This is a genomic window from Saprospiraceae bacterium (assembly GCA_016717265.1).
GTDB lineage: Bacteria > Bacteroidota > Bacteroidia > Chitinophagales > Saprospiraceae > Vicinibacter.
The window spans coordinates 26,903-44,911 of record JADKFX010000001.1 but is presented as its reverse complement, the minus strand read 5'-3'; the positions used below and the strand labels follow the sequence as shown (position 1 = coordinate 44,911).

Genomic DNA, 18,009 nt, shown 5'->3' with positions numbered 1-18,009 from the left:
AAAATTAAAAAATTAATTTTTAATTACCGGAAAAAATTAAAAGAGAATGATTTATGATGCTTGGCGGTGTAGCGTTTATGCCGTGTTATGGGAGGCCGAGATTTGTTACGGCACCCATTTCTCATGCTCACACAAAAATCATTTTCATTTAGAAATTGTATATTATTTTGTATAATTATGTTTGGTTTGCATCCCAATATTGCGTTTTAAAATCGTTGTATTTATATTTTGATTGGCTTGTTAAATTTTGAATTCACACCCATTAGTATAATCTTATTAGATGAGAGCATATCACATAAACATTTGGCTGGTCTCCCATAACGGTTTGGGTATTGCCGAAGGCGGGGATTTTTAGCACAAAAGTTCAATCGAAGAACGAATGTTGAACCTTGCACAAATGTCCAATCGAAGCCGTTCAGCCCCGCTTTTGACAATACCTTGTTAGCAGCATACCCTTTTGTCAGCCGATTAGTCAAAGTAAAATATTTTCCAATGTTCTTGCGGTAGTTGCTGTACTTTATGGTGTCCGTGAATGATACTGTCATAAGGGATTCTTAGTAAGTCTTGATTATGTACGGTCATTTCTTGCTCGTCTAATTTGTTGTACATAACTATTTCTTCAGTACCTAACATATTTGATGTCTGTACAAAATACAAGTTGTAAGCATTTCCCCTGAGTTCATAGTGGAAACGTGGAATACCTGAAACTCCGGTGTGGTAGTCTTCGATGGTTGATAACAATGAAGGCGGGTAATGTCCATTGGTTTTTTTGTACGCTTCAATGTCTTGTATTAATTGCTCACTCTGTTGTATTACGAAGTCTGTGGTTTTATCTTTTGCTTTTTCAAAATATGCCAAACGAATAGACACTACTGTCAGTGGAATAATAATGAGGTAATACGGAATAATGCCATTTGTAATAGGTTGTAAGTTTACTTTTTTACGGATTAAAAAAAGACAAATGCCCATTCCTAAAATGGCGATTGCTGAAAATCTATTGTCTGATGCAAAAGCACCAAGTGCTGATGCCAAAGTAATAATTATAGCTATAACAAAAATTGCTCTTCTAAGATATAACGGATATTTTACTGTCTGTTTATTTTGTCTATTGGTAATGTTGAGTATAAGCAAAATCAGACCTATCGGAACAAGGAGTAATGATGTGAAAATCCCAAATTGAAAAATGTAGGAAAGTCCAACCGCAAAATAGTCATAGTCCCCGTGAATGAAAGGAAGAAAAATTCCTGTCAAGATGATAACTATTGTCAATAGGATAGTAAAAATATGTTTCATTCTAACTGCTGATCTTTAGATGGACGGTCTGTTAGGGTTGCTGCTAACGGATTTGGCTTGACGCTGTGCCGCCTTAACGTATGGTTGATGGCAAATATAAATAATTTTGGCGGCATTGTGTCAAGCTAGTGTTACTGGCCGTCTGATTTATTACTTCAATTCAGCAAGTAAATTTACTTCAATTTGTTTTATGAAGATCGTTGTATCGCAAAACAGTATAGTGAAATGTCTTTATTCTGTGAATAAAATTGCTTTTGTTTTAACTAAACTGTCAGCTTTAAAAACAAAAAATCTATTGTGCAATTCAGGTTTAGTTAATTTCTTATTCTTTACAATTTCTTTTGTAAATAAGTCGACATACTTGTTACAATAATCCGTTTTATAATATTCATGATTTACTGCCAACATTGACAAGGAAACGTTATTTTGGATTTTTATTTTTTCTAAGTCGTAGTATTCTGTAATAATATAAAGGGTGTAATTATTATTGTCACAATACTTTTGAGCTGCAACTAAAGAGATGCAGCTTTTAGCATGACAATTTGGCGACCAAAAATAAATTATGGAAGTTTGGTTTCTTTTTAAGCATTTTAGTAATTGATTCGCAGAAATCGAATAAATCCTTTGATCATTTTTTAAGTCGCAAAAACTAGTATTTTCTTCAACAAAAATGATTGATTTCTTTTGTTCTTCAGTCAATTTACTGTAGCCGCTATAAAAGCCTGGAGTGTTAGTTATAAAACAATTAGAAAATGAAAAAATTGAGAATATTACAAAACACTTTTTGGACTTCAAGCCGAAAGCGAATTTTAACCAAATGCGACGATGAAAGATTAGTGTCATGTATGTTTTCATTCTTGGATGGCCAGTAACGGATTTGGCATACACGCATTCCCGCCTCATGCTGGAAGCCAAAAATAAAACATAATTCTTTATTAAGCTAGATAAATCAAAAGAGAATGAGTAAATCCTTCTTGGCGGGAGTGAGTGTATGCCGTGTTGGGCGTCGTTTTTTTAGTCGTTGTAAAAAGTTGGCTTTTCTTTTACTGGAATTATCAATTCTTCGCTCAAATTTGGCAATACTTTTTTCATTGTTTGAATATCTTTACCTGAAGTGTCGACAAAGTACCAGCTTTTACCATTGTCAATTGAAATTGCAATTAATGACGATTTAGTAAGTACTCTTCCATTTGGCACTTTGATTTCTAAAGTTTGGGGTATAATACACTGCATTTCATTTTGAAATGACAAAACTCTTGATGGTTCTCCTATGGTTACATTTAAATAGGCAGTCCCATCTGCTTCCATTTGTGTTGAGGCTTTTTCCAATGTTTCTATCATTTTCTGCTCACCTCCCATCATTTCCACTAATTTAGGGTAAGTGAATTGAGTAAATGATTTGAAGTTCTTTTTTAACAAAAACTGGCTCATAGTTTCTGCTTGTTCTTTAATAATATCAGAATAATTTGAAGAGTCAACTGTTTTATTTTGACTATAGCAAGTGCCTATAATCATCAAAATAAATATTCTAATAAATAATTGTTTCATGTGATTTTGTTTTAAAATGACGCCCAACGAGCAGAGATTGATGCAGGCAGAGCATTTACGACAACTGCCAAAAGCAAAAATCTTAAGCCAAATATACGATATATTCCGGAGCGAAGAACAAGCATTTGCTCTGATTGAATCAATCTCATGTTATAAGCCGTTCACTTACTTTTAATACTGGCCATGCGGTTTGGAAATAGTCTTCTAGAATAACTATTTTGCTTAAATTCTAATTCATCAAGTTTTATAATGGTTAGCTGTTTGTTGAATAACTCAAAGCCATTACTAATCACATTTCTTATTAAATTTTTCTCTAAGATATTAAGAACCTTTTTAATTTGTTGGCCCTTTTTTAATTCAACTTTGCAATACATCACAAGTTTAATTCCCTTTTCAGATTTTTCAATTCTACGTGCTATTTTTACATTTTCCAGTTGACTTTTTATTCTTGATCTTAAATTCAAAGCTTGACCTATATATAATGGCGTAATTTTGTCACCATATTTCTTTATGAAAACATAACATCCGGGTTCAGGTAACAATTTATTCAAATTAATATTAAATATTGCTGAATCTGAATTAGACTTTATTAGCTTAACAGGTGGCTTCCAAATTGCTTTAATTTCCATATTTCAATTTTTAATTAAATAATTGTAGTTTTTATTTATCTGTATTTTATAAATTGCAATTGCATGATGGATTTGGGCATTTCCGCACACCAAAAGCATCAGTTGTAACTTGACTTGGATTGTAACTACAGTTACAATGAGGACAAATGCACCCCATTAGTGGATTATAATGATTAAACGCTGATCCAGATGGAGAATTCATCTGACAATTTGCTAATTCTGCTCTTAAGTTATAAACTTCATTTTTACTATTTTGCAAATCCAATCTTAAATTTGCAGACTTTTCTATTTCGGATTTCGACACTAAAAGCTCTTCTTGTACAGTTATTACTTTGTTTTCTGCAATTAATAGTTTCTTTTCAATTTCTTGAATCTTTTTAAAATGTTCTTTTAAATCTGCTTCAGGTAAGATGTCTTGCCATGTTTCAATTGAACTATAACCAACTTCAGTAATTGTGTTCATACAGAATTCAATTTCCTCAAAATTACTTTTTAGGAGTTCTTTATTAAGAGATTGAGCATCACAACAATTCTTGAATTTAAATATTCTTTCTTTTATGTTGCTAATTGTTGATAATAGTAATTGCAAGCTTTGGATTGCTCCCTTTCCTCTAGCTGCAATAGCTTGTTGCTCTGTAATAGATATCCATCTATTGCTTACAATGCCTCCCCATACTGATGCTATTATTGAAAGAAAGACAGTGTAAAATAAATCCAGACTTGAATCTTTGTTTTGGGATTTAAAATAAAATATGGTCACAATAATTAATAATAAAATTAGAACCCATGGGTCAAACAATAAATTAAAAAAGAGGCTCCACCTTTCTTTTAAATTAATTTTTCTATTTTGCATATTATATTGATTATGGCTTATAACGGTTTTGGCATAGACGCTGCACCGCCAAATCATTAGCAGCCAAAACTAAAAAATTAATTTGTCTTTATGGGAAAAAATTTAAAGAGAATGATTGATGATGCTAGGCGGTGTAGAGTCTATGCCATGTTATAAGCCGTTTTTAGGAATGCTTTTTAGTATCTCAAAATTTCCTCTTTAGTTCGTACTTATCAAGTTTGTATTCACCAGAGATCAAGTATTCTTTCCAAAGTGCAATGTTCTTAAGAGATAAATCAAAGCCATTATCGGGATTGTCCCAGTCGTATATTACAGTTTCAATAATTTCTGTGTCTTTAGATTCTCCTTGCCAATGAAAAAATTCGGATGTAATGAGTGCAAATGAAATTGTATTTAAATTGTTAGGAGAAAGTTTTCCATTAAGTGTGTCATTGCAAAGTTTTATTAAATGATCTTTAGTAATTAAAAACTTCTCTTTAGACTGCTTAGTAGTTACAAAAACACTAATAACATCATAACTTGTTTTCTTTTGACTGTCTTTTAAGTCTAATGATAATTGTTCTGCGGTCAATACATTTTCAAAATATTCTTTGAGTTTCCTTTCAGTCATTAGATATTCTTCTTTTGCTTCCGAGTTTTTTTAACTTCCTCTTTTAATATAGATTTCCTGACCCATTGCCTTAGCTCTGAAGTAGAGTCATTAGCTTGTTCGTCAAGTTCTTTTTTATTTAATCCCTTGAAATTCTTTTTTGTTATGTGAATGCTTTTTGACATATTATGTTGTTTAGAAATGGCTTATAACGGTTTGGCATACACGCATTCCCGCCACATGCCGGAAGCCAAAAATAAAGCATTAATTTTTATAAAACGAAAAAAATCAAAAGAGAATGATTAAAGTCTTTTGGCGGGAATGAGTGTATGCCATGTTATCAGCGGCCTTTTTTATTTACCTTCTGGAGGCCAATTCGAATTTAATTTCCTTAATATTAATTTTGATTTATTAATATTAAGAATTTTGTATCTAAAAACAAAATCTTTCTTCTTAATTTTTAATTCTGAAGAGCTAGTATCCAGTTCCCATTTTAAGTCATCATCTGATATCCCTATTACCTCTCCTTTGAAGTTACCTTCTTTACGTAGATAAAAGTATAAATTAATAAAATCACCGTTCCTTTGGAATTCCCACTTCATGAAGTTGTGATTAACTTTCGGATCAACTTTTAAGGTATCTAATATTAGGATATCTCCAATATTGAATTCTTTATCTCCGTAATCTTTAGCGTACCAGTCTCTATAGATTAAATCAAATGAATCCTTCTGCCCTGACAATTGAGGCTGAATAGAGAGCTGTAGTAGAATTAAAATAATTAGTATTTTCATAAGACTTATTTTAATGTGAATGTAATGGTTTTAATGAAATAATTCGTGCAGTTGGTTAATTATTTTTCATAGGTCGCTGATAACGTTTTGCGGGTTTAAGAAGTTGGCGATTTCGGAGCACAAAACTGTCTGCCAGCACTACATTTGATACGAAGCACAAATGTTCATTTAACCACTGAACCGCCAATTTCTTAAACCCGCTGTTACCGGTTCGTGCTTCTTCGTCTGCGGCAAGTTCCAGTCGGTTTGTTACTTGCGTTGTCCTGTCTAAATGCTTGTCTGTCGTGGGTTGTTGTGCGGTTGCAAAAAAATTAATACACCGAAGGGTGGGAGAAAAAAAAATTGAATTTCTTCTTGGGTGGGAGAAAAAATACTCTCTTAAAAAAAATTGCTTGACGCGTTGGCTTGTGCGTTTTTTTAAGAGTGTATTTTTTGTGAGAGGGCTTTTCATCGGATTACTTTTTTGTCTTTGATAAATGTTTTTAAAGCAACTGCAACTGCATTTGCCAAAGGAACTGGAACACCGTTTCCAATCATCTTAAACTTTTTTGACAAAGGTGATTTTATCGGCAAAACATACTGGTCTGGCACACCTTGAATTCTTAATGCTTCACGCACTGACAAACGCCTGTGTTTGTATGGATGCAAGTGAACTTCATTGTTTCCGTAACAAGCTGTCGGACTGTATTTGTGACGGTGAAGTCGTTTGAATGATGGTCTGTTAGTTTCACCTTCATCAATTGCTTGCAAAAATTTCTCTGTTACATACAAATTAAAAAACTCGTTTGCGTTGTCTGTTGAATTCATTTTACGGGCTGGAACTAAACAACTCTCTACACATAATTCAAACGGCAAATCTTTTGGCTTTGTCAAAGTTTTTCCAAATGCAACTTGTTTTGCCCAAGTATATTTTGTCGCTGCGTTCTGATAAGTTTTGTTTACCGGAAATGGAAACCATTTTCCAAATGGACTTTGAGAAACAATTTTCTCGTCAAGTTTTGTTTTCTTAATCCCAATAAAGAAAATTCGTTCTCTGAATTGTGGAACTCCAAACTCTAAAGCATTTAGCTTTTCATGGTCAACGAAATATTCTTTCTCAACTCGTTTCAAAAGTGTTTGCAAAAATTCTTTCGTTTCTTTTCGCTTTGTCAAGCCGGTTACATTTTCCATTACAAAAAATGTTGGCTTCAATTCTAAAATCTTATCAAAGTAAAGTGTTGTGAGTTTTCCTCTGTCACCTTCAAAACCTTTCAAACTTCCATTCATGCTAAAGTCCTGACAAGGCGGTCCACCTATCATTCCAAAATTTTCCGGTTTCCCTTTTGGAAATGCTTCTGAAATAATTTCACTTGAAGAAACTTCTGTAATGGATTTTGTATTGAAGATTTCTGCTTTGATTCCATTGCCTTGTGATTTTCTCCATGAAGTGATACCGGCTGCATGAAGTTTTGCAAAGTCCTTGTCAAATTCATTTGTCCATACAATTTCAAAACCTGCTTGTTCAAAACCCATGTCCATAAAGCCCCCGCCTGAATAGAAAGAGAGGATTGGGATTTTATGTTCGTGATTACTACTCATAAATTTTTGTCGTCTTGGTTGCAGAATAAACAAACTCGGTTGCTTCCTTTCTCAAATTGAAAAGATTGATTTGTTTATTCCGGTTACTATTAAAATATTCAAACTTGTCAGTTGCAAAACCTGTAACTGAAATTTTGTTGTTTCCCTTTTCTACAAACACTGAAACATTTCCATTCTGATACTTCACAACATCTTTTACCAAACCACACACATCATTGAAATAATTTTCCGTTGTGAGAAATTCCAAATAGAATTTGCAAGCCGGTCTGTAAAGACAAAACTTGCAGTTGGTTTCACTTGGGTTTGCTTTGAATGCTGATGTGTCTATGCTCTTGTTTGTTTCTGTCAATAAACTTTTCGCTTCCTCAAAAACTGATTTGCATTCTTCCTCTGTAAACTCAACATTGAATTTCTGTTTTGCTAAATCAATCAAACTCAATTGCGTTGGGAATTTTCCGTTGGAATCAAAATAGAGATAAGCGTAAAGTTTCAACTGCTCTTGATATTCATTCTTCACTTCCAAATAAGATTCTCCGTTATCATCAAAAACATCTTCTGTTATTGCTCCGGTTTTGAAATCAATAATTTCTGTTTCTTCTGCTTCTTCAATTATCAAGTCCGTTCTTCCTCCAACTAATTTGTCTTTTGATTCAAGCCACTTTTCAGAAATGAAATTTATTCCGGTCTGTTCTCTCGGTGATGCTGTTGCACTTCTCAAATGTTTCTTCAACTGAATTTTCTTCATTCCAAAATCTCTCACATTCATTTGAAGCGGAACAAAAAAATCATAACCCAATTCTTTTAATTTATTTTCCATCAAAAGAATTTCGCTGTCAAATCTTGAATTGAATTCAGTTTCGTTATATATTTCTCCTCTTGAAATCAACTCCAACATTTTATGCAACACTGTTCCCAAATAAGCATTGGGTGAAACCGGAAGCAAAGGTTTTTTTTCAAATGCTTCCGCCAACAAAGATTTGTAAGCACAATTTTTCATTGAATGAAATTGGCTTGGAGAAACTCTGTTGATTTTCTTAAACGCTATGTTGCCAATTACATTCATCCGTTCCTTACTAATTTTTCATAACACCAACCCGGTCTGCGATGCAAATTGAAAGTGTCAACAATGCTCAACTTGCCGCCTCTGCTTCTTGTGTATTCGTCTAACTCATTTTTTATTTCTGCAATCCAATTTGCTTCTCTCATGTTTTTCATATCCCAAAACGGGTGAACAATCATGATTACATTTTTATCCCTTGCATGCCATTTAATAATTGGCAACCCTTGAACTACATCAACTGTTCTCATTCCAAAACTTTCTGCAAAACCATTTCTTAAACTTGTTGCGAATTCAAGCCACCCGTTTAATTCAACATGTTGATTAAAGATTCCATCTGCTCCACATTTGTAAGTTGCATCATTCAAAATTCTCATCATTGATAATCCTAAACGCCAATCAAGCAAGCTGTGATAATTCATGTTGCGGAAAACTTTCAAACATTCATAGCAAGCATCTTTGCAATTTCCTTGATGATGTGTTGAATGAATTTTCCCCAAATAAGATTGTGCATCTGTTGGGTTCATTGCCTCTGCTAACAAGTCGGAAAATTTGTTGTAAAGAAATCTTACGAAACCTGAACCGTTAGGCAATTCATCAGTGAGAATAATTTCTGACACATACCTTTTGATTAAAGAGTTCTCAACCAATTCTCTTTTTACAATGTCAGCAATTTCAATTTCGGTTGGGTCAACATCAAGTTTGTCAGCCAAAATTCTTTGCAGTAAAAATGCTGCTGAATAATAACCGGAACGAACTCCGTTTGCTTGTGCTTTCACATAGGGTTCTTCAAAGTCCATTGAGAACATATTCAAATTAAGGTCTAATGGAACACTCACCGGTGCAATTCGGAATATCTCTGTTTTCTTATTGCTTGCTAATGCAATTCTTTCTTGTGCTCCTTCGGGATAAATTCTATATGAGTAACCGTTTTCGCTGAATGGATTCGCTTGGTTGTTGTCAATTACATTTTGTGCAATCCATTGTTGTGTAAATCTGAACGCTTGTGAGAACGGAAAAGAATTTTGTGTGTTAGCTAAACTTCCAGTAAAGAAATTATCTGAATTTGTATTCACTCTCCAAGTAACATCCTTATCAGTAATCAACAACTCTGCATTGTTTACAATCACTGGAACATTTGGATTGTTTGGGTCTTCAACATTCTCTGCAAAAATTGGTGGTCGTGAAAGAAGAAATTCTGAATCGTCTTTCATATCACTGCCCATTGAAAGATTTGTTCTGTATGCTCTCGGTGCTTTCAACATTTCCGGTCTTTGATATTTGTCCAAATTTGTTTCTCCACAATTCGGACAAGCATCAAAATGATTTGCTGCTTCAAGTGTTGCCTTTTCAGTTTCAGAATAAGTTTTGAATAAACCACATGAACGGCAACGCACAAACCAACGGTTCATTGAGAATGGAAGATTGTTGTTTGTTCTTGCATTGGTTACTGTTTCAATTCCTCTGATTCTTGTATTGATAATATCACTGGTGAAACCAATTACAGAATGAATTGCTTTGTCTTTTGTTTTCTGTGAACCCGGTGCAAACTCATAGATTCCCATTGATTGCGGTCTGTCAACTGAAAGCGGTTCTAAGTTTCTGTCAATGCCGTGATATAAATTTTTCACTGTTGTTGGCATTCCGAACATTGGGAGAATTCCACCTTCAGCTAATTTTTCTGAAACATCAGTTGTTGCAATTTCTTCATTGCTAATTACGCTTTGTGATTTCTCAATTAAACCGTTGTTGGTTGTTGTATCGCAAACCCAATTCACAAATTCATTTCGTTGCGGTCTCAACTCTGGTGTAATCAATGCTTCAACAGTCGCTTCAACTTGCGGTCTGTTTGTGTTTATCCAATTTGCAATTTGTGGTTTGTATGTAAGCCAATTATCAATTGCACCAAACTCACCGTGAACACTTGGCTTTTCTTCATCATTGTTCACATTCGTTGGAATGGTTGTAAATGCTTTTCGGAAAATCTCTTTTGCTAAAAGACGTTTGAAAATTCTTTCCTGTCCCATTGTCAAGAATGGAGTAGGTGGCGAATCGCCTGTAATCTTATGAGGATTTGAAAAGTAAAATTCGTCATGACTTCTACCTCTGCAAAAAGTTAGAATGATTGAATATGCTTGTCCTCTCCGTCCAGCCCGTCCAACTCTTTGTTGGTAGTTGAATCTTTGCGGTGGCATATTTCCCAACATCACTGCTTGCAATGCTCCGATGTCAACACCAACTTCCAAAGTTGTTGTTACACTTAGCAAGTCAATTGCTTTTACTTGTTTGTTTCCCTCATCAGGCAAAATGATATTTCTAAAATGTCTTTGTCTTTCAAACTGATTATCGGTTTGTCCTGTGAGTTCTTCGCAATGCAAACGGATTGGAGTTCGCTGTTGTTTGATTGCATTGTATGACAAATAATTTTTCTCCCAAATGTCATTGCAAATTTTATCCGGCTGTGTATTCAGTTGTGTAAGTGAGTATGTGCAAATGCCTCCGCTTAAATGCAAGTGTGGTCTGCTCCCCCGTGTGCTTGTCCATACGCTGTCAGTTGCGGTTGCAACCTTGATAAATAGTTCTTCAATAATTACTCCTCTCACTCCATGCACAAGTCCGCTTGTTGTTAGCGTATTGAAAACTGCTGTGCCTAATTCAAGTTCTGTTTTTGATAATCTGTTTGCAACTGCTCTGATATATCTTTTTGTTTGACTTGGGAATCTGCTGTAATCATCAAAGTTGAAAGGGTCTGCATCATCATTTTTGTTGTGCTTGAATTTGTCGCCTAAAATTCTGACTGTTGAATTTAGCGTTTGCAAAAATTCATCTCGTGTAATTGTCAATGCAGTTGCTGCATCTGTGATGCTTTGCAAGTCGGGATTGATTGTTACAAAACCCAATGCAGAAGATTCAAAGGAATAAAAGAGAGAGCCAAAAAACATTGTAGCAAGATTGCTGAATGTTCCTTCTTTCAAATCATTGATGAAAGTTTGGTCTGCTCCGGCTGTCCACTGAAAATTTGTAAAGTCAATCAAGTCATACCAAGGAACAAAATCGTTGTTCAATAATCTTGTTTGAATTGTGATGTCGTTGCCACCGGGGTTGATTCCCAAACTTATTAAGTGGCGAATAAGCGGTGCAAGATTTACAGAGTTTGTAATGTCAACCAATTCTCTAACGCTGAATATTTTCTGACGGATTTTTTCAAGTTGATTGTTGGCGTTGTTTCTCTGCTCAACAATCAAAGGATTTGCCCCAGGCAAATTTGAAAATGTAATCAGCCCTTCAATGTCTAAAAGTTCTGTGTTGTTTTCTATTCTGTATCTATCAACTTTCGCTGTGTCGTTTGTTTCAATTGCGTTTAAGATGTTGTGCTTCGTCAAAACTTTTTTGTGCAATTCATCAACTAAAATTTCTCTCAACAAATCAGTGAAGTGATTTCTTTCTATTCCGTTTGCAACTTGTGCTGCATCTTCCCTACTGTCAGAAAACACAACCAACTTTCTTTGTGCTTCACTGTCGGGCAATTGATACATCAACTCCTTTGCAAACATTTGTGTTGTCTTAGCGAAACCCGTTCTGAAACCTCTGATTGAAGTTGTCTTTGATTTTCTTGAAGCGTTGTTTCGTCTTTGATTGTTGATGCCACAACACGGACAAACATTTGGCAATGCTCTGTGTGTTTCAACTGTGCTGATTTCTCCGCTTGCATTTGGTAAAGCAATGTCGGTGCTTGAACTGTTTGGAACAATCGTAAAATAATATCCTTTAATCCATCGTGAAGAATCACGGGTTGCTTTGTCGTGTGAAAAATCTATGTCGCCTGAAATACAATTCAGTGATGCTTCAATCCAATTTGATTCGTAATCAGTTTGAGAAAATCCGTTCACTGCTGTTTGTCTCCAAAAATTTCCAGAGATGCCGGGTTCTGCATCGTGTGGAGTGAACTGTTGATTACCACAAGCCCAAAAAACTGCATACTCTTGAAAACTTCTTTTCTCAACAAGTTTTGCCGGTGTCTTTTCCGGTATGCCTTCAATGTTCGGACTGATTGGAAGTAATTCAAATGAACTGTTGCCGGATTCATTTGTAGTTACCAATCTGCTTCCACCAAATAAAGTTGTTCCGCAATTATCACAATAGAGTAATTCTAAAACTCTGTTACCGGCTTCTGAATTTATTCTTGTTGTTGAATAAAGTTTTCCGGCTGTTCTTTCTATGTCGTTGTATTCTGCATTACCTATGTCATCTGCTTTCACCGATGCCCACATTCCTTCAATGTTTCTAAAGAAGTAATGGAATCTGAATCGTGGCAACTTTCTGTTTTCAGGAATGTCAATGTTTGCAAATTCTGTTTCATCAAACATTGCTCTTGCAATCAGCAAACCTCTCAAAGCATTTTGTAAATCGTCTTGCGATGCTGCTGTTTCAAAAATTGTTTCCGAAAAATAATTTCCAATTCCATCATCACCGTTTGCATGAATGGAACAAACTGCTTTGTAGTTTGTCTTTCCATTTTCTGTTACTGCACAAGGCGAATACAATCGTTCTTTCAATTTTAAAATTGGATTGGAAATAACTCTCAACAATTTTTCAATTCCATTTCCTGTTTCTGAAATTCCAAATTCTGTTGCAATTGCATTTGCTGAATTTTCACAAGCGGAAATAAAATTTGCTTTTGAGATTTCACCTTTAGCAATGTTGTATGCTTCCGCAATTTCTTTGAATGGATTTACCGGAAGTTTTCTTTCAGAAGATGAAAGTGTTTCAACTTCGGTGTTGTGTCCTTCAATAATTTTGAATGGCTTAACAGAATTGTCAATGCCAAAAAAATCTTCCAAAAATTTTACGCTGTCTGTGTCGCCTGCTTCAAGTGATGCACTGGATGCAAGTATGCGTAACTGCTCATGATGTGGGTGCAAGCCCAAACGGTCAAGCACAAGTTTAAGTAGGTATGCTATCTCCGTGCCTTGTGTGCCTCTGTATAGGTGTAACTCGTCAATGACTAAATGAAAAACTCTGTTTCTTCTTTCTGCTTCTCTTTGCTCCGGCAATAAATCTTCACAAGCCAACCAATTTTTTGTTTGCTCAAAAATTCCTGAATCAACTGTTCGCATCAACATTATGCTCAACATGGAATAGTTGGTAATCATAATGTCCGGTGGTGCTAATTGCATATCAAATCTGCAACGCATTTCAGAACCGTCAAGTCGTTGGAAAAAAGATTTTAAATCTTTTGCTTCGCTGCCTGTGATATTGTTTTGCTGAATGTATTCTGCAACTTTAGTTGCATCAACTTCAACTTGCTTCAATCTCTCTTTTAGTTGATTTACTTTTTTTGTGTTGACTGCAACTGTTCCATCATCTTTTATTTTTCTTAGTTCTCCGGCAATCGGTGAACTGCCGTTATATCTTCCAAAGAAAATTGAATTTCCATTTGTGTTTGCCGTTAACCAATTTCTTGTATCGTCTGAATCAAGTGCTTTTCTTAATCGGCTCATTTGGTCTTCCACCAAAGCATTCATTGGGTAAAGAATCAATGCTCTTACACCGGCTGGTCGTTTCTCATGTTGTCGTTGTCTTACTGCATTGCTTAAAGTGAAATTAGTTGGATTGACAATTTGAGTTGGTGTCAATCCTCTTTCTGTTGCTGACTTCCACCATGTGTTTACACTTGCCGGTTTTGCGTTTGGTGTTTCCCAATTCGCAAGTTCTTTTGAAAGTTGTGCAAACAACGGAAGTAAAAAGGATTCTGTTTTTCCTGAACCTGTTCCAGATGTGATGATGCAATTATTTCCTCTCAATGTTTCCTTCAACATTTCTGCTTGGTGAGAATGCAGTTTTGCAAACGATGGAAACAAACCAGTTGCTACAAGTTCCTTAAATGTATTTGCTTCTGCTTCACTCAACGCATTTCCCAAATCTTCAAGCGTTAAATCTTGAACTCGTTTGTTGCTTGAAACATAATCCGGCAAAGGTTCAATCCAGGGTTTGCGGTAAAGAACTTTATCGTAATTGAGTAAAGCGTAGCGTTCTTTCTCAATGCCTTCAAACCTTGTCCCGAATGCTGTTTCAACATAGCGGATAAAGTTTTCTTTTATTATTTCAAATGAACCAATTGGGTCTTTCATGTGCTGAATTAAAAATTAAAGTCAATAGTTTTCTGTTTAAGTTTATCAAATAAGTTCTGAATGAAAACACTTGGAATGTTCTCGTAAACCCTGTATGCCTTGCTTTCAATTTCAGAATAAACCGGAGCTAATCCACTAAGCAACATAATGGATTCTGCTAATAATCTCGGTAATGGTAATTCAAGAGGAACTGCAACTTTCTCTTTATTCCGGTCATACAAAATAACATGTTTCTTTTGATGTTTCAGAGCAACATATTTTCCCCAGTTCTTATCAATATCATAACACTTTTGATTTGCCCAAAGTCGGTGGTGAAACTCCCAAGGTCTCAACCGATATTCCAACATTGTAAAACTCTTATCAAAGTTTTCTGAAAATGATTTGTCAAGTTGTAAAGTGTCGGGATTGAAAATATACCTTGCCCAATCTTCATAAGTCAGCGTTGTTTCTTTTGTTGCAAACAAATCTTTTTCATACTCGTCAATGTCACTGCAAAAATGTTGTAAGCCAACCTGCACCAAATCTCCTGAACTGAATTTGATTTTCAGTTCGCTTGCGAATGCAATCAGATTTTTTTCTCCGAACACTTCCTTAGCTGTTCCAAATGATTTTATTGTAATCGCATCAGGCAAAAGCAAATCTTCGTTTGATTGAAATTGTTTTGTGATTTCAACTTGCAAATTGTGTTTGGGTGCTGTTGCAATAATTGCATTCACAAGTGTTTCATCTCTGCCACCAATCAACAAAACTTTTCTTCCCTTGCTTGCCGGAATGAAAATCAATTGTGGTGGGTTCACCACAATTGATTTTGTTTCATACTCGTAATCCAAATATCCTAAGTAGTCAAAGAAATTTAGCGATGCCTTTTTGACTTTTGAATAATTGAAGTTGTTGCTGTGTGGTTTGTTTCCGAAATATTTTGAATGGAGAAATTCAAATGCTGAATAAAAATCTTTCGCTGTTGTTGTTCCTTTCAATGTGAGGAACGAAAGAAAAATATTCCCCTCGCTGTGTGTGTAAGTTGGCTGTGTGTTGCCCGTGTTTGAATCCGCATTGATTCCTCTGAATAGTTGTTGATATGGAATTTGTTTCATTAAGTTAATTCCAACCGTATTGCTTCCGAATGAATATTGAGTTAGAACTTGGTCGGTAGTTCTGCCAAATGAATTTCTCTTTGGAAGTTTTGTTCCATCAAGCAACAAAGCAGAACCATTTGCAGAAACAACTTTGTAAGTTGTTTCATTCCCTGCAAATTTTTCTTCGTCTGTTCTAATGTTGAAATCAGAAAATAGCGAAAGTTCTTCCGGCAGCAACCAACGGTTGCTGTTGGAAATTTTTTTCTTTAGAAAAAATTTCTCCTCGTTGTTTTTGTATTGGAGATAAATCTTTTCTGTTCCATCTGAATTTAGAATTTCAACTTCGGGTAAAAAGTCATTCGTGAAAGTTCTGAAATCAAATTCCAATGCTGAAGTTAGCTGAACAAATTTTTCTTTGATGATTGTCAGAACTGGAATTTCATCAATGCCCTCTCTCGGATTGAGAAACCTGAAAAGAGATATGCCGTCAGGCATATTCTCTAAATCAGTTTCATCTTCAAACTTTGTGCATTGGTTTTTCCCCCAACTTAAAATTTTCTCACGCAAAGAATTTTTGCAAAGGAGATACATCCAATTTGCTTTTGTGAGTGTGTCTGTTTCAATCCAATAGTCAGTGCTGAATTGAAGTGAACCTGCACTGATAAAAAGCCGAACATCTTTGTCAGGAAATTTTGCAACCCATTTATTGAAATCGTCTTTGAGTTGAAAGGTTTCTTTGAATGGTAACTTCAAAGTTTTTGAATAGCCCAATTTCTCCTCTCTGATTTCAATTCCATTGAAAGATAAATCTTCTGCAAATTCATTTGCAGATTTCATCCGGTAGGAAAATTCAATTCTTCCTTCGTTGCTGAAAAGCTGCAACTGCAAAAATATTCTTGAAGAAATGTCGTTGCGTTTTGTTCTTGCTGTTGCTCCGGTTTCATCAACTGAATGTGATTCACCTGTCCAATTCTTGTATGCCTTTTTTGTTGTGTCAATTATTGATTGTCCTAAATCATGTGTTTCATATTTTCGGATAATATCAATTACACTATTTGGCAGCAACAAAATTGATGAACCGTATTGCAGTAAATATTTTTTGAACTCTGCCGGTTGGTAGGTTGAATCGGGAATCATTCCTGCATGAAGAAATAATTCCGGTAATCGTTTAATTGCTCTCGGTGGAAACACACATTGCGAAAGAGGTTTGCCTACATGAACCCAATTTTCGTTTCCAAACTTTTTCAGTTCAAAAATTCCAAGGTCGCAATTGTTAGTTATTACAGTCCATTCTTCAAGTTGACTAAACAATGGAGAAATAGTTTGGAAGTTTCCCCACCAAATTATTTTTTCAGTAAAATGATTTAGGATTTCATACTTGTTGAAGAATGCGTTTACTTTTCCGTAATAGGCAGATGAAATAAAATTCTCCTCATAAGTTTCTGTCAACGGAATAACATAAAGAATTAAGTAAGCAATGAATGGCGGTGTGCTTGTCTTGTTCCATTTTGAAAATAGTTCAAGCGGTTTGGCAATAGGAGAGTAAGGATAAGCGAAATCGTTTTTCTCTTGTTGGTCAAACTTGATTGCATGAATGAAGTCAGCCCAAATGTTTTCATCAGTTGTGCCGTTAAAGTTTGCTCTTGAATATTTAATTAAATCTTCTCTGGTTAAATAGAATAGAATGTCCTTACCTGCGTTGTCAGGTTTGAAAAATAGCTTGGCGATATGTTCGTTCCATTCTAAGTAAGTCATTGTTCAATTCATTTGGAATTTCCGGTTTTGATTTTTTTCAGTAACACAAAATCAAAATCAAGATACCATCCGAATTTCACGATGTAATCAATGCTAATGGCAAATTTGCCATTCTCTATTTTTGAAATTGTTGTTCTGCTGACTTCCATTATTTCCGCCAAATCATCTTGGCTGTATTCATTCTCTTCTCTGAATACACGAATACTGTCCCCAATCTTTTGTCTGTAATCTTGGAAGTATTCCGGCTTTGGTTTGGATTTAATTTTCGTCATAGAATTTTAGTTTACAAACAAAGTTCCTGTGTGTTCTTTGCCGTTCTCGTCTTGAATCGTAACCCAAACATTTGTTTCTACTCCTTTAATTCCTTTGGTGAGGTCAAGCATAATTTGTTGTTCGCTTACTTTAATAACCTTCCCTGAAACCTGTGAGTAATCTGCCTTGTTGATTATTACTGTATGTCCAACAAGGTCTGCTGTATCAACCGGAACAACTTCCAAGTCAGTTAATCTAACCGTGTTGATTGGTGGAAATGAAAGTCCAGTGTTTAATGCTTTGATGTCAACTCTTGCTGAATCATCGTCTCCCTTGATTTCCAAAACAACATAAAGTTGATTTGGGTCTTCGTCCTCATTAGGAGTGTGGAACTTGGCTACTTGCCCGACTTTAGTAGGTTTCATAATTGTTGTGCAGTTTATATCGCGTTGCCCCC

Annotated in this window: 14 protein-coding genes; all 14 read right to left on the bottom strand. The window is 35.1% G+C overall.

Going from position 1 to position 18,009, the window contains the following annotated elements:
• Positions 1-468 precede the first annotated feature (468 nt).
• The 14 genes from IPO86_00205 to IPO86_00140 all read right to left on the bottom strand — a co-directional run bounded on the left by IPO86_00205 (position 469) and on the right by IPO86_00140 (position 17,977).
• Positions 469-1,251 (bottom strand): hypothetical protein, encoded by a 783-nt coding sequence (locus IPO86_00205; GenBank protein ID MBK9726518.1) that lies wholly within the window; start codon positions 1,249-1,251, stop codon positions 469-471.
• Between the two features lie 273 nt (positions 1,252-1,524).
• Positions 1,525-2,088, bottom strand: a complete 564-nt coding sequence (locus IPO86_00200; protein MBK9726517.1) for a hypothetical protein — start codon at positions 2,086-2,088, stop codon at positions 1,525-1,527.
• A gap of 219 nt (positions 2,089-2,307) precedes the next feature.
• Positions 2,308-2,841: a hypothetical protein gene (locus tag IPO86_00195; GenBank protein ID MBK9726516.1), complete on the bottom strand. Its 534-nt coding sequence runs from the start codon at positions 2,839-2,841 to the stop codon at positions 2,308-2,310.
• Between the two features lie 161 nt (positions 2,842-3,002).
• Positions 3,003-3,470: a GIY-YIG nuclease family protein gene (locus IPO86_00190; protein ID MBK9726515.1), complete on the bottom strand. Its 468-nt coding sequence runs from the start codon at positions 3,468-3,470 to the stop codon at positions 3,003-3,005.
• A gap of 46 nt (positions 3,471-3,516) precedes the next feature.
• A complete protein-coding gene (locus IPO86_00185; protein MBK9726514.1) occupies positions 3,517-4,323 on the bottom strand; it encodes a hypothetical protein in 807 nt (268 codons plus the stop codon).
• A gap of 184 nt (positions 4,324-4,507) precedes the next feature.
• Complete coding sequence (locus IPO86_00180; GenBank protein ID MBK9726513.1) at positions 4,508-4,933, bottom strand: hypothetical protein; 426 nt, start codon at positions 4,931-4,933, stop codon at positions 4,508-4,510.
• A gap of 332 nt (positions 4,934-5,265) precedes the next feature.
• Positions 5,266-5,703 carry a hypothetical protein gene (locus tag IPO86_00175; GenBank protein MBK9726512.1) on the bottom strand — a complete coding sequence of 146 codons (438 nt, stop codon included), beginning with the start codon at positions 5,701-5,703 and terminating at the stop codon, positions 5,266-5,268.
• A 55-nt stretch (positions 5,704-5,758) separates the two neighbouring features.
• Positions 5,759-5,944 carry a hypothetical protein gene (locus IPO86_00170; protein ID MBK9726511.1) on the bottom strand — a complete coding sequence of 62 codons (186 nt, stop codon included), beginning with the start codon at positions 5,942-5,944 and terminating at the stop codon, positions 5,759-5,761.
• Between the two features lie 206 nt (positions 5,945-6,150).
• Positions 6,151-7,281 carry a DNA cytosine methyltransferase gene (locus tag IPO86_00165; GenBank protein MBK9726510.1) on the bottom strand — a complete coding sequence of 377 codons (1,131 nt, stop codon included), beginning with the start codon at positions 7,279-7,281 and terminating at the stop codon, positions 6,151-6,153.
• Positions 7,274-8,344: a PD-(D/E)XK nuclease family protein gene (locus IPO86_00160; GenBank protein MBK9726509.1), complete on the bottom strand. Its 1,071-nt coding sequence runs from the start codon at positions 8,342-8,344 to the stop codon at positions 7,274-7,276. The genes IPO86_00165 and IPO86_00160 overlap by 8 nt, the downstream gene beginning before the upstream one ends.
• Positions 8,341-14,469, bottom strand: a complete 6,129-nt coding sequence (locus tag IPO86_00155) for a DEAD/DEAH box helicase (GenBank protein MBK9726508.1) — start codon at positions 14,467-14,469, stop codon at positions 8,341-8,343. The genes IPO86_00160 and IPO86_00155 overlap by 4 nt, the downstream gene beginning before the upstream one ends.
• Positions 14,470-14,477: 8 nt before the next feature.
• Entirely contained in the window at positions 14,478-17,300 is a 2,823-nt protein-coding gene (locus IPO86_00150; protein ID MBK9726507.1) for a hypothetical protein, read from the bottom strand.
• Between the two features lie 8 nt (positions 17,301-17,308).
• The gene (locus tag IPO86_00145; GenBank protein ID MBK9726506.1) at positions 17,309-17,572 is read right to left on the bottom strand and encodes a helix-turn-helix transcriptional regulator; all 264 of its coding nucleotides are present in this window, start codon (positions 17,570-17,572) and stop codon (positions 17,309-17,311) included.
• Between the two features lie 6 nt (positions 17,573-17,578).
• Positions 17,579-17,977 carry a hypothetical protein gene (locus tag IPO86_00140; GenBank protein ID MBK9726505.1) on the bottom strand — a complete coding sequence of 133 codons (399 nt, stop codon included), beginning with the start codon at positions 17,975-17,977 and terminating at the stop codon, positions 17,579-17,581.
• Positions 17,978-18,009 lie beyond the last annotated feature (32 nt).